General features: G+C 67.0%; 11 protein-coding genes. 8 read left to right on the top strand and 3 right to left on the bottom strand.

Annotated features, from left to right (window positions below; genetic code table 11):
• Positions 1-19 precede the first annotated feature (19 nt).
• The 3 genes from FW760_RS24235 to FW760_RS24225 all read left to right on the top strand — a co-directional run bounded on the left by FW760_RS24235 (position 20) and on the right by FW760_RS24225 (position 2,269).
• Positions 20-748: a helix-turn-helix domain-containing protein gene (locus FW760_RS24235; RefSeq protein ID WP_446444059.1), complete on the top strand. Its 729-nt coding sequence runs from the start codon at positions 20-22 to the stop codon at positions 746-748.
• 77 nt (positions 749-825) lie between these two features.
• Positions 826-1,785 carry a DMT family transporter gene (locus FW760_RS24230; protein WP_446444058.1) on the top strand — a complete coding sequence of 320 codons (960 nt, stop codon included), beginning with the start codon at positions 826-828 and terminating at the stop codon, positions 1,783-1,785.
• Between the two features lie 16 nt (positions 1,786-1,801).
• Positions 1,802-2,269: a GNAT family N-acetyltransferase gene (locus FW760_RS24225; protein ID WP_104573104.1), complete on the top strand. Its 468-nt coding sequence runs from the start codon at positions 1,802-1,804 to the stop codon at positions 2,267-2,269.
• Between the two features lie 85 nt (positions 2,270-2,354).
• Here the strand turns inward: FW760_RS24225 and FW760_RS24220 are convergent, their stop codons facing one another.
• The 3 genes from FW760_RS24220 to FW760_RS24210 form a co-directional block, all read right to left on the bottom strand.
• Positions 2,355-3,206 (bottom strand): CAP domain-containing protein, encoded by an 852-nt coding sequence (locus FW760_RS24220; protein ID WP_446444057.1) that lies wholly within the window; start codon positions 3,204-3,206, stop codon positions 2,355-2,357.
• Positions 3,207-3,383: 177 nt separating this feature from the next.
• On the bottom strand, positions 3,384-4,103 hold the full coding sequence (locus FW760_RS24215; protein WP_043860493.1) for a GNAT family N-acetyltransferase: 720 nt from the start codon (positions 4,101-4,103) through the stop codon (positions 3,384-3,386).
• 73 nt (positions 4,104-4,176) lie between these two features.
• Complete coding sequence (locus FW760_RS24210; protein ID WP_043860492.1) at positions 4,177-5,061, bottom strand: LysR family transcriptional regulator; 885 nt, start codon at positions 5,059-5,061, stop codon at positions 4,177-4,179.
• Positions 5,062-5,172: 111 nt separating this feature from the next.
• Here FW760_RS24210 and argC point away from each other — a divergent pair, with 111 nt between their 5' ends.
• From argC to pdxR, 5 genes are all read left to right on the top strand, one after another.
• Positions 5,173-6,093, top strand: a complete 921-nt coding sequence (argC, locus tag FW760_RS24205; RefSeq protein ID WP_446444056.1) for an N-acetyl-gamma-glutamyl-phosphate reductase — start codon at positions 5,173-5,175, stop codon at positions 6,091-6,093.
• Positions 6,094-6,560: 467 nt separating this feature from the next.
• Positions 6,561-8,336 (top strand): GmrSD restriction endonuclease domain-containing protein, encoded by a 1,776-nt coding sequence (locus tag FW760_RS24200; RefSeq protein WP_446444055.1) that lies wholly within the window; start codon positions 6,561-6,563, stop codon positions 8,334-8,336.
• Positions 8,333-10,696: a GmrSD restriction endonuclease domain-containing protein gene (locus FW760_RS24195; protein ID WP_446444054.1), complete on the top strand. Its 2,364-nt coding sequence runs from the start codon at positions 8,333-8,335 to the stop codon at positions 10,694-10,696. The genes FW760_RS24200 and FW760_RS24195 overlap by 4 nt, the downstream gene beginning before the upstream one ends.
• Positions 10,697-10,809: 113 nt before the next feature.
• Positions 10,810-11,268: a GNAT family N-acetyltransferase gene (locus tag FW760_RS24190; RefSeq protein ID WP_054915360.1), complete on the top strand. Its 459-nt coding sequence runs from the start codon at positions 10,810-10,812 to the stop codon at positions 11,266-11,268.
• A gap of 85 nt (positions 11,269-11,353) precedes the next feature.
• Entirely contained in the window at positions 11,354-12,877 is a 1,524-nt protein-coding gene (gene pdxR / locus FW760_RS24185) for a MocR-like pyridoxine biosynthesis transcription factor PdxR (protein ID WP_446444053.1), read from the top strand.
• Positions 12,878-12,919 lie beyond the last annotated feature (42 nt).

Here is a 12,919-nt window from a genome sequence, read left to right as displayed (position 1 = left end):
TGACGCCAGGAGTGCACCATTGGTCTTGAACCTCGATATTCGCAGCTATCAGGCTGAAAGCGCTCATCACCAGCATGACTTCACGCAACTGGTGCTGCCCATCTGCGGGCGCATGGAAATCGATGTGGATGGCCGTGGCGGCAGCATCGACAATGCCCTGGCGGCGCTGGTGCGGCCCGGTTCGCAGCACGCGCAGCTGGCGCAGCCCGGCAGTCGCTTCCTGGTGCTCGACTGTGCCCCCGATGCACTGCACGGCCAGCCGTTCACGGCGCTGGCCCAACGCACCTACGTCGCCATCCCGCCCGCCACCCGGCGCCTGATCGAATATGCCGAGCTCATCGACCGTGACCAGCTGGCGGCCACTGCAACGCACCTGGCGCCCTTGCTGCTGGCGTCGCTGGCCGCCCTGCCGGTGCAGCCGAACCCCGGCCTCAACCGCCTGATTGCCCAGGTACACGCCCAACCAGCCGCCGCCTGGATCAACGAACGCATGGCCCATGTCGCGGGCATGAGCCTCAGCCAGCTGCATCAGCGCTTTCGCGAGCTGCATGACTGCACCCCGCAGGGCTGGCTGACCCGCGTAAGGATCGAGCAGGCCCAGCGCTGGCTGGGCGACAGCCACCTGCCGATTGCCGAGATCGCCCTGCGCAGCGGCTTCAGCGACCAGGCCGCCCTTACCCGCGCCATGCAGCGGGTGGGCGGCATCACCCCCGCCGCCTACCGCAGGCGCCAGCAACAGCCTGGGTAAAAAAACCCGCAGTCGGCGCCAATACCACCACTGGCAAAACCCGCATGCTGGGCACCTTTCACGGCAGGGGTGGTGCGATGTTCGCTGATCGTTCGTTGTTAAAGGGGCTTGGCTACGGCGTGGCGGCCGGGGTGTGCTGGGGCGTGATCTTCCTGGGCCCCGAACTCACCCCAGGGTTGAGCGGGGTGCAGTTCGCGGTACTGCGGTTCCTGTGTTACGGGCTGTTTTCGCTGGTGCTGCTGATGCCGCGCCTGCACCGGGTATGCGCGCAGCTCACCCGGGCCGACTGGGTCTCGCTGTTCTGGCTGAGCCTGGTGGGCAACCTGGTGTACTACTCGCTGGTGGGCAGCGGCGTGCAACTGGTCGGCATCGCCACCACCTCGTTGATCGTCGGTCTGATCCCGGTGCTGGTGACCCTGGCGGGGCGCCATGACGCCAACGCGGTGCCTGTGCGGCGGCTGATCCCCTCGCTGACGCTGGCGATGGCCGGCGTGGCCCTGATCAGCCTCGATGCGTTGCACAGCGGCGCCGACACCCGCACCAGCAGCGGCCAGGTGATAGCCGGCCTGCTATGCGCCGTGGGCGCGCTGGTGAGCTGGAGCTGGTACGCGGTGGCCAATGCCCGTCGGCTGGCCCTGGTCGGCGGCGTGTCCTCCCACGACTGGGCCTTGCTCACGGGCCTGATGACTGGCGCACAGGCGCTGGTGCTGGCGATTCCGGTGCTGGGCCCTGAAGTGGCGGCCCATGGCGCGGCAACCTGGGTTCACTTCGTGCTGGTGGCCGCGGGCGTGGCGCTGCTATCGTCGGTGGTCGGCGGCGCCTTCTGGAACCAGGCCAGCCGGCTGCTGCCGCTGGCGCTCAGCGGCCAGGTGCTGGTGGTGGAAACCCTGGCGGCGCTGCTGTTCGGCTTTTTGTGGGAACAGCGGCTGCCCGGTGCGCTGGAGCTGGTTGCTATTGCGCTGCTGGTCGGTGGCGTGGTCTGGTGCCTGAACTGCCACCGCAGCGATACTGCCAGTGCCACCGCAACCTCCTCCTGAACCAATGGACTGTGAAATGCTCACCATCAGACCCGCTACCAGCGCCGATGCCCAGGTGGCCTACGACATACGTCGGGAGGCAGTCCGTCATCACTGCATCGGGGCCTACCCGGCAGAACAGATGCTGGCCTGGACGGCGGGCACGGCCGAGGATGGCTACGCCAGCCTTATGACCAGTCACTTCTACATGGGGTGCATCGAAGGTGAGCCGGTGGCAACCGGCATGCTGGATGTGAATGCCCGTGAAATCGGGGCGATCTTCGTGTTGCCGGGGTACATGCAGCAAGGCCTGGGCAAACAGATGCTGGCGTTTCTTGAAGCGCTGGCGCGCAACCTGGGGCTGGCGCAGGTGAACCTGGACGCCACGCTGAACGCAGCAGCCTTCTATCGACAGTGTGGTTATGTGGGCGAAGCGACAGCGCTCTATCACTCACCCCGGGGCATCGACCTGGCGTGTGTGCCCATGACCAAGGTACTGGTATAGGTCGGCGCCGGCCTCTCGCGGGTCAAGCCCGCTCCCACAAGGATGGCGGTGTGCCTTGTGGGAGCGGGCTTGACCCACGATGCTGTCACTTCGTCCCGAACATCGCCGTCCAGTAGATCCCCGCATCGCTCTTGGGGTCCACCGCATAGGCCGCGCCCAGCTCCTTGAACTGCGGGTTCATCAGGTTGGCGCAATGCCCGGCGCTGGCCAGCCAGCCATCGACCACCTTGCGCACGTTGTCCTGCCCGGCGGCAATGTTTTCCCCGATCAGCTGATAGCTGTAGCCCTGCAACTCGGCGCGGTCGCCCGGCATGCGCCCGTCACGGTCGCGGTGGTCGAAGAAATTGCCGTTGGCCATGGCCCGCGTATGGCCCTGGGAGGCCTCTGCCAGGGTGGTATTCCAGGCCAGCGGCGCGCTGGCCGCATAGGCCTGGGCGCCGCACTGGCGCGGCTGGGCCCGCGCACTGTTGATCGCATCGAGCAGCTTCTGCCCCTCCACCTGCGACTCCGCCAGCTTGGCACTGAGCAGTGGGCGCGCCAGCACGATGCGCCAGTCACGCCCTTCGCGGCTCACGCCCACATCGACGAACTGCGGGTCGAGCACCACCTTGCAGAAGCTCTCCTGGATCGCCTTGATCGCTGCCGCTGCATCGCGCGGCCCCGACAGGCTGATGGCCTGCACGCTGACCATCGGGTACGAGGCCTTCACCAGCGCCTGCTGCAAGTCACCGACACCGTTGGCCGGGAGCACCAGGCGCGGGTCGCTGGCCAGCGGCGGCAGCTCCAGCGACACCTGCTCGGCACAACGTTGCGACTGGCTGCGATAGCCATTGATCGACTCGACCAGTTGCGTCTCGTCGCTCGCCACCGCCAGCGTGGTGACAAGCATGCCCAGCGCCAACGCGCCCAGACGCAGCCTGGATGATAAGTCGTGCATGTAACTCTCCCTTGAACAAACTGCGCCCATGATGCGTGATTTCGTGTTGCTTTCGTAGCACCACGGGATGCGACGCATTATCAATACCTGCCTGTGCGTCGCTATCGAGCTTGGATGCGCAGTGCCGGCCGGCGTTCCTTGCCCTGCGCACAAATCCACCGGTTGACGCCCCTACCCTCACACCAGCCGCAGGCTGGCAGCGGCCTGCGCGCCCGTGTCGCCAAGGCGCTGCTGCACGAATGCCCTGGCCTGGCGGGTGAGTTGATCCAGATGACGGTCGCGCTGCTTTTCGGCGTCCACCATGGCCCGCTTGCCGTGCTGCTTGAGCAGGTAGGCGTGAATCTGCTGGACCTCAAGGGTGCGGTAGATCGGCGCCACGTCGAGCACCGCCAGCAGCCCCTCGGTGGCGTGATCGCGGGTGTTCATCAATACCTGCGGCCCGCGTGCCCCCAGCACCTGAAAGCCCATCGCCTCGAAATACGCCACCTTGCCCACGGCGCAGGCCAGCTCCACGTGCGGGTAGCGCTCGCGCACCTGCCCCAGCAGGGCCCGGGCGATGCCCTGGCGCCGATGCCCGGCCAGTACCGCCATGTACGCCACCGCACAGGCCTGGGGGTCGTCCTGCACCGGCAGGTACAGCACGAACCCCAGCAGCCGCGAGGGGTCCTGCTCGTCGGTGGCCACCAGCAGCTCCACCGGGATGCCGCGCGCGCCACTCAGGGCCTCCAGGTACAGGTGCACCTCATAGCCGATGCCGTACTGGTAGAGGCTGTACAGCGGGTTGCTCGGCGGCAGGGCCACGCTGCTGATGTCGGTCAGGTAGTCGACCACCATCTGCAGGATCTGGCCCTTGATCGGTTCGTCGGGGGGTGTTTGCAGCAGGGTGATGACAGGCATGCGGCGTCTGGCTCCGGAAACAGGGTGACCTTGCGGTCCTGGCGGGGATTCTACAGGTCTGCGCGGCCCCGCCCTACCCCGCGCTCAAGCCCCACAGCACCTGCAGCACATGGCCGGTGGCACGCTCCACCTCGCCGCTGCGGTGCGCGATGCCCAGCTGGCGCCACAGCAGCGGCTGCAACGGGCGCATCACGATGCGCGCATCGGCCAGCGGCGTGGAGCCCTCGTTGGGCAGCAGGGTGGCGCCGTAGCCGGCAGCCACCAGGCTCTTGATCGCATCGTTGTAGTTGAGCTGGATGCGCGGCGCCGGCTGCTGGCCGGCCGCGTTGAACCACTCCGAGGTCAGGCGTGACAGCCCGGTGCTGCTGTCGTTGAGAATCAGCGGCTGGGTCGCCAGCCACTCGGGCGTGACCTGCGCCGGGCAGTCCCAGCGTGCCGGCAGGTACGCCATGACCGGGTCGCGCCGCCAGGGCTCGATGCTCAGCCCCTTCACCGGGCTTTGCGGCAGGGCCACCAGGCCGATGTCCAGCGAGCCCTCGGCGAGCTTGTTGAGCGTTTCGCGCGAGGTCAGCACCGCCACCTGCACATCGATGCCGGGGTGTGCATGGCCCAGGGTTTCCAGCGCCTGGGGCATCAGTTGCGCAATCGCCCCGGTGGACGCCCCCAATCGCACGCGCCCGGCCAGGCCCAGCACCTGGCGCTGCACGTCGTCCAGTGCCTGCTGCGCGTCGGCCAGCAGGCGGCGGGCGCGCTCCACCAGGGTTTCGCCGATGGCAGTGGGCTGCACGTTGCCACGGGTGCGCGAAAGCAGGGTGCCGCCCACCCGTGCTTCAAGCTCGGCGACATGCAGGCTGACCGTGGGCGGGGCCAGGTTGAGCACCCGCGCGGCTTCGGCGAACGACCCCAGGTCGGCAATCGCCACCAGGGTACGCAAACGGTCCAGGCTGATTTCACGCATGGGTGTTGCCTCTTCAGTAAAACTGAACCTGACCTTTGTAAAATTCAACTTTTCCTATCTTAACCGGGCATCGAAGATAAGCCCTGACCTTTTTCACGTGCGAGCACACTCATGGCCACACCCGTTGTATTCATCGATGGCGACCAGGGCACCACCGGGTTGCAGATCCACCAGCGCCTGCAGGGCCGAACCGACCTGCAGTTGCTGACCCTGCCCGCCGAACACAGAAAGAGCCCGCAGCATCGCGCCGAGGCGATCAACGCCTGCGACATCGCCATGCTGTGCCTGCCCGACGATGCCGCGCGCGAGGCGGTGGCCAGCATCCGCAACCCGGCGGTGCGGGTGATCGACGCCAGCTCCGCGCACCGTACCCACCCGGAGTGGGTCTATGGTTTCGCCCAGATGAGCCCGCAGCAGGCCGAGCGCATTGCATCAGCCAAGCGGGTGAGCAACCCCGGGTGCTACCCGACCGGGGCCATCGGCCTGCTCAAGCCGTTGATCGATGCCGGCCTGTTGCCGCAGGACTACCCTGCCAGCCTGCATGCCGTGTCGGGCTACTCGGGCACCGGGCGTGCCGGTGTCGAGCTGTACGAGGGGCCGGATGCGGCCGGGGCGCCGGCATACCAGGCGTATGGGCTGGGGCTTGCGCACAAGCACGTGCCGGAGATCCAGCAGTACAGCGGGCTGGGCCAGCGGCCGATGTTCATGCCGGCCTATGGTGCGTTCCGCCAGGGCATCGTGCTGACCATCCCGGTACAACTGCGGCTGTTGGCACCGGGTGCTACCGGGGAGCGCTTGCATGCGTGCCTGGCCGAGCACTATGCGCAATTGCAGCACGTCGAGGTGCTTTCGATGCAGCAGGCCAAGGCGCTGACGTACCTGGACCCGCAGGTGATGAACGGCACCGACGACCTGCGCCTGATGGTGTTCGAGAATGGCGAGCAGGTGCTGTTGGCGGCGGTGTTCGACAACCTGGGCAAGGGCGCGGCGGGGGCGGCGGTGCAGAATCTGGACCTGATGATGGGGGGGTGAGTGAGGGGCACTTCCCTGGCGATTGGCGCGGTGGCCTCGCAGCAAAAGCCTGCATTGTGCATGTAGGCCCTGCGACCGCTTCGCGCTCGTTCGCCGGCAACGCCGGCTCCTACGCCCTGCGGGCAGATGCTGCCTCTGGCCGCCAGGCCGTGGGAGCGGGCCTTGCCCGCGATCTGGTGCGCAGCGCCAGTAAAACCTGCACATGCGGTCTGCCTGATACACCGCGCACTCAGGCGTTGCGACCGCTTCGCGCTCGTTCGCCGGCAACGCCGGCTCCTACGCCCTTCGGGCAGACTCCGCTTCTGGCCGCCAGGCCGTGGGAGCGGGCTTGACCCGCGATCTGGTGCGCAGCGCCAGCAAAACCTGCCCACGCGGTTTTTCTGCCCACTCCGTTGCCAACCTCGCCCCACCAAGGCACTCTGCCATCGCTCGGCTGTTGCGCACCCTCGGCAATAAGGACCATTGCAATGACCTCACCCGATTTTCGGCCCAAGCCCGTCCACCAGCTGATCAGGGAGGACAGGCAAAGCCCGGTCAATCGCTTCTGGATCCCCGCCTACCAGCGCGGCTACCGCTGGAAACCCGAGCAGGTGCAACAACTGCTGGAAGACATCCTCGAGTTCGCCTACCGCAAGAACCCGCAGAACGACGACTTCTACTGCCTGCAGCCGCTGGTGCTAAAGGCCCGCGACAATGGCCAGTATGAAGTGGTCGACGGCCAGCAGCGCCTCACCACGCTGCTGCTGATTCTGCGTTTCTTCAACCAGCGGCTCACCGAAAGACACCGCGCACCGGTGTTCGAACTCAGCTACGAAACCCGCCCGCACCTGCCGGATTTTCTGCTCGAGCCCTCGGCCGAACAGGCCCGCGGCAATGTCGATTTCTTCCACCTGTACCAGGCCATGCACAGCATCGAGCACTGGTTCGATCAGCACGACAACGAAGTCGACGACTTCAAGTCCACCCTGCTCAACCGCACCAAGGTCATCTGGTACGAGCTGGCCGCCAGCGAGAACCCGGTGGACGCCTTCACGCGCCTGAACATCGGCAAGATCCCCCTGACCGACGACGAGCTGATCCGTGCGCTGTTTCTCAAGCGCAACGCCGACGACGCCTCGGGCGAAACGCCCCAGCAACTGCGCATCGCCCACGAATGGGATCAACTCGAAAAGGCCCTGCAGAACGACGCGCTCTGGTACTTCCTGAACGAACAGCCAAGCACCGGGCAGAACCGCATCGGCTTCCTGTTCCAGCTGGTAGCCCGGCTGGAAGGCGCAAGCGCGCCAGCCCGACAGCGCTACTCCGTGTTCCATCACTACAGTCGCCGGCTGGCTGCCCCCGACGCCTCGGCGCAACCGCTATGGCAGCAGGTCAAGAACACCTGCATGCTGCTGGAGGAATGGTTCGAGGACCGCCGGCTCTACCACATCATCGGTTTTCTGGTGCAGCAGGGTGTCGCCGTGGCCGAGCTGTTCGCCCTCTCGCAAGGCCTGCCCAAGAGCCAGTTCGAACAGCGCCTGCGCCAGCGCGTGTTCATGCAACTGACCGGCTCGCCCCTGCCCCAGCCGGCTACCCGCGACGCCATTACCGATGCGCTCTCGCCCTTCCTCGCCGGCCTGGACTACTCACAGCGGGACAGATCGGCCATTCGCGCGACCCTGCTGCTGTTCAACCTCGCCAGCCTGCTGCAGAACCCGCAATCGAACGTGCGCTTCCAGTTCGACAGCTTCAAGAAGGAGCGCTGGGACATCGAACATGTGCGCTCGGTCACCGCCCACCGCTTCAACGGCGCCGAGGAAAAACAGCAATGGCTGCAGCGCTGCCTGCCGCACCTGCCGGACAAGACCGAAACCCGGCCTCTGCGCGAGGCCCTGGAGGCATTCATTGGCGACCCCAAGGGTGCAGACGATGAGGCTTTCAACGTGCTCCACCAGGCAGTGCTGGAGGCGTTCGGCGAAAACCAGGAGGTCGACGACAGCATCGGCAACCTCACGCTGCTCGACCAGAAGACCAACCGCAGCTACAAGAACGCGATCTTCGCGGTCAAGCGCGAGCGCCTGCTGGCCCTGGACCAGGGCGGCGTGTTCGTGCCGCTGTGCACGCGCAACCTGTTCCTCAAATGCTACAGCCCTGACGTCAAGCACCTGCTGTTCTGGGGCGAACAGGACCGCAAGGGCTACGCGCTTGCGCTCTTGCACACCCTGATAGCCTTCTTCGCCGACCCGCAGGAGCAGCACGCATGAGCGCCAACAGCCAGATCATCTTCGGCCAGCTGTTCGAGCGCTACGCCGGCACCCGCATCCCGCTGATCCAGCGCGACTACGCCCAGGGCAGGGCCGATACCGAAGAGGTGCGCAGCGAGTTCCTCGGTGCCCTGGCCCGCGCCCTGGCACTGCCGCCCGACGACCCGAGCCTGCCGCTGAACCTGGACTTCGTCTACGGCACGCTGAACCCCCAGCGCCAGTTCGTCCCGCTCGACGGCCAGCAGCGCCTGACCACGCTGTTTCTGCTGCACTGGTACCTGGCGCAACGCGACGGTGAGCTGGCAGCCTTCGCCCAGCTGTTCTGCAACGCCAACGGCAGCGCCCGATTCGCCTACAGCGTCAGGCCCAGCAGCAGCGAGTTCTTCGACGCCCTCAGCCAGCATGCGCCCTCGCCCGCGCTGGGTGCCGACGACTCGCTGATCGAGCACCTCACCGACCAGCCCTGGTACTTTCGCCACTGGCGCCTGGACCCCACCATCCAGTCATGCCTGACCATGCTGCAGGCCATGCACGAGCGCTTTCACAACGCCGCCACCGCCCGTTTTGCCCGCCTGATCGATGTGCAGCGGCCGGTGATCAGCTTCCAGATCCTCGACCTGGACGACTTCGGCCTGGCCGACGACCTGTACATCAAGATGAACGCCCGCGGCATGCCGCTGACCGCCTTCGAGACATTCAAGGCGCGCTATGAACGGCACCTGCACACCCAGTTCGACGGTCACACCCGGCAGATGCACGGCAAGCCGGTCAGCACCGCGACCTTCTTCGCCTGGCGCATGGACACGCGCTGGGCGGATTTTTTCTGGAACTTCAGCAACGCCCCCAATGACGCCACGGCCCCCGCGACCATGCGCCTGTTCGACCAGGCGGTGATGAACCTGTTGCAGATGGTCGCCGCGGCCACCCGCGCGCCCGAGGCGCCGGGCTACGAAGCCGACCTGCTCAAGCTGCGCAACCGCCAGCAGCGCCTGAGCTACCAGGTGTACGAGGACAACGGCTGGCTCGATGATGCGTTTTCCGAAACCCTGATGCTGCTGCTCGAGGCCTGGAGCGAGGGGCCCGACAGTTTCACCACCCAGTTGCCCACGGCGTACTACTTCGACGAGGTCGCCTTCTTCAACCACGCCATCAGCGACCAGCCACTGAACTACACCCGCCTGGTGCAGTTCTGCGGCTATGCGATGTTCCTGCGCCGCCATGGCAGCAGCCAACCGCAGGCATTTGGCGAGTGGATGCGGCTGGTGGTCAACCTGTCGGTCAATGCCAGCTACGACGGGCCGGACGATGTAAAGCGCAGCGTCAGCGGGCTCGGCGAAATGCTGGAGCAGGCGCTGGACATCCTCGCGCACTTTGCCAGCGTCGACAGGCCCGTCAGCGGCTTTCGCGGTACCCAGGTGCGCGAAGAAATCACCAAGGCGAAACTGATCGTCGCCGACAGCCAATGGCGGCCGCTGCTCGAACACGCCGAGCAGCACGGCTACTTCCAGGGCCAGATCGATTTTCTGCTCGACCACAGCAGCGCCGCCTGGGCGCTGCAAAGCCACGCGCACGCCACCTGGCAGGAACACTTTGCCAGCAGCCTTGCGCTGGCCGAGCAGATGTTCGACGACCACGGCCTACGCGCAATCGACGACCTCCTCTGGGAGCGCGCGCTGTTGAGCGAGGGTGATTACCTGCTCAAACGCGGCTACAACCATTCGTTCCTTGGCGACGGTCTCACGGGCCCTGGCACCTGGAAACGCCTGCTGGCCAATGAAGACGGCATGCGCGTGACGCTGTTCTGCCTCTGGAACCGACTGGACGAAACCCGCCCGCTGCCGGCCCAGTTGCAACGCATCATCGATCAAGCCCGGGTGCGGGAGCCGTGGCGCCAGGTGCTGATCCAGACCCCCTCGGCCCTCGGGTACTGCGCGTTGCGCCAACTGCGCTTCGAACGCGACCAGGTGTACCTGCTGGCCAGGGAACGCATGAGTGGCAGCCATGCCGAGCTGTTCAGCTTCGCCCTGCATCAACGGCTGCAAACCCCGCAGCGGCTGGCGCAACTGGCACCGCTGTCGGTCGAAGGCTACGTGCCGGTTTCCGGCAGTGCCGACGAACCCTACTTCTACCTGCTGCACAGGCACAGCCCGCAGGTGCACACCCATCTCTATGTCACCTCCACGCCGCATGGCTTCCTGCTGCAGATCGATGTCGATGAACTGCTCGGGCGCGACGCCCTGGCCCATGCCCTGCAGCAGGACTTCGACTTTGTCGTCGAGGCCGGCTACCTGCAGAGCCACTGCCCCCGCGACACGGTCGAACAGCGGCTGGTCGCGCTGGCCGGCCTGTTGGCGGCCTGAGGCACGCGGACTGCCCGCCGCCCTCCAAGTGGTCGGTTGATGCCCGCGCCCTGCCCCTATGCTTGGGCAGGTCGCGAGGCATGCAGCCTTGCCATCAACGAGGACCATCAGCGATGACCAGCAGTACCGCATCACTCGCCATCCGCCCCATCCAGCCCACCGACTTCGAGGCCTGGCTGCCGCTCTGGCTGGCCTATCAGGACTTCTACCAGGTCGACCTGGGCGAAGCCGTCAACGCCACCACCTTCAAGCGCTTTCTGGACCCCGACGAGCCCGTGTTCGCCGCAGTGGCCGAGTACGACGGCGAGCTGGTCGGCATGGTCACCTGGGTCATCCACCGCTCCACCTGGTCGACCACCCACTACTGCTACCTCGAAGACCTCTACGTCGCCCCGCAGATGCGCGGCCAGGGTACCGGCGAGCACCTGATCGCCTGGGTCAAGGCCGCCGCCGACCAGCAGCAGTGCACACGCCTGTACTGGCACACCCACCAGACCAACCATCGCGCCCAGCAGCTGTACAACCGTGTGGCCGTCAACCCCGGCACGATCCTCTACCAGATCGCGCTGTAACCTTCCCCCGTTCAAGGGCAGGCATGGACAGCCGGGCCCTGGCAGGTCAGCATGCCGGCCTGCCCTTCTTCACTGCACAGACGTCATGGCCCACAGTTTTCAACTCGACACCCTGAAGATCCGCCTGGCCGCCGCCGAGCTGGCCCCGCTGGAGCTGCGCGTGCGGGTACAGCGCGCCCTGCGCGAACTCATTCTTGCCGGCGAACTGCCGCCGGGTTGCCGCCTGCCCGCCACCCGCACCCTGGCCAGTTCCCTGGGATTGTCTCGCGACACCGTGGAGATGGCCTATGTGCAACTGCAGCTGGAGGGCTGCATCTGCCGCCGCCCAGGCTCGGGCAGCTATGTGGCCGAGCACCTGGGGCCGCGTCTGCTGGGTGCACGCCCCCCGCGCACCGGCGCGCCGCAGCACGCGCCTGCCACCGTCGGCCTCAGCGCCCGTGGCGCGGCGATCCTGGCCAGCGGCGGGGTCAGCGACCAGCAGCAGGTCAAGGCCTTCGCCACCGGCCTGCCCGAGACGCGCAACTTCCCCCTCGACACCTGGGACCGCCTGCAACGCCAGGCCCAGAAGGACTACCGCGCCCAGGTGCTGCTGCATGGCGACCCACTGGGTGCCGCGCCGCTGCGCCAGGCCATCGCCCGCTACCTGAACCTGGAACGCGGCGCCAGGGTGCACGCCGACCAGGTGCTGGTGCTGAGCAGCGCGCGCCAGGCGCTGTACCTGTGCGCGCAGGTGCTGGCCGACCCCGGCGGGCCGATCCTGCTCGAAGACCCGGGTTACTTTGGCGCGCGCAAGGCCTTCGAGATGGCCCAGCTGCAGGTGGTGCCCGTGGCCGTGGATGAGCACGGCCTGCGCACCGACCTGCTGCGTGCCGACCGCAGCGGCGCCAACACCGTCTACGTCACCCCGTCGCACCAGTACCCCACCGGCGTCACCCTGGCCCTGGAACGGCGCCTGCACCTGATTGCCTGGGCCGCCGAGCGCAACGGCTGGATCATCGAGGACGACTACGACAGCCAGTTCCACTACGACGGCCTGCCCACCGCCTGCGTGCAGGGCCTGGACAGCGCGCAGCGCACGATCTACCTGGGCACCTTCGCCAAGTCGCTGTATCCCGGCCTGCGCATGGGTTTCATGGTGCTGCCGCCGGCCCTGGTCGCGCCCATGAGCCACGCGCGCAGCATGCTCGACGGGCACACCCCGCAGCTGGCCCAGTTGACCCTGGCGCGGTTTATCGAAGACGGCCATTTCGCCGCGCACATTCGCGCCATGCGCACGCTGTATGCCGTGCGCCGCGAGGCCATGGCCCAGGCCCTGCACCAGCACCTGGGCGGCATCGCCAGCGCGCAGCTGCCACCGGGCGGCCTGCAGATGCTGTGCCGCCTGGAGCATGGCTGGAGCGAGGCCGAAACGATCCGCCAGGCCGCGCGGGCGGGCATCCACCTGCCCGGCCTCAGCCGCCTGTACGCCACGCCGCCGGCACAGGGCGGCTGGCTGCTGGGCTTCGCAGCGCTCACCCCGCACCAGATCGGCAGTGCCGTGGCACGCCTGGCCAAGGCCCTGCGCCCCGGCGTGCGCAGCGGTCTGGCGCAGGCCAGCGAGGTGGACTGATCGGGCCACCCCTGGCGCGGATACGCTCGGCACCCCAGCCCA

The sequence above is a fragment of the Pseudomonas sp. 1176_21 genome, assembly GCF_052850635.1.
This window is presented reverse-complemented; position numbering and strand designations above follow the sequence as displayed.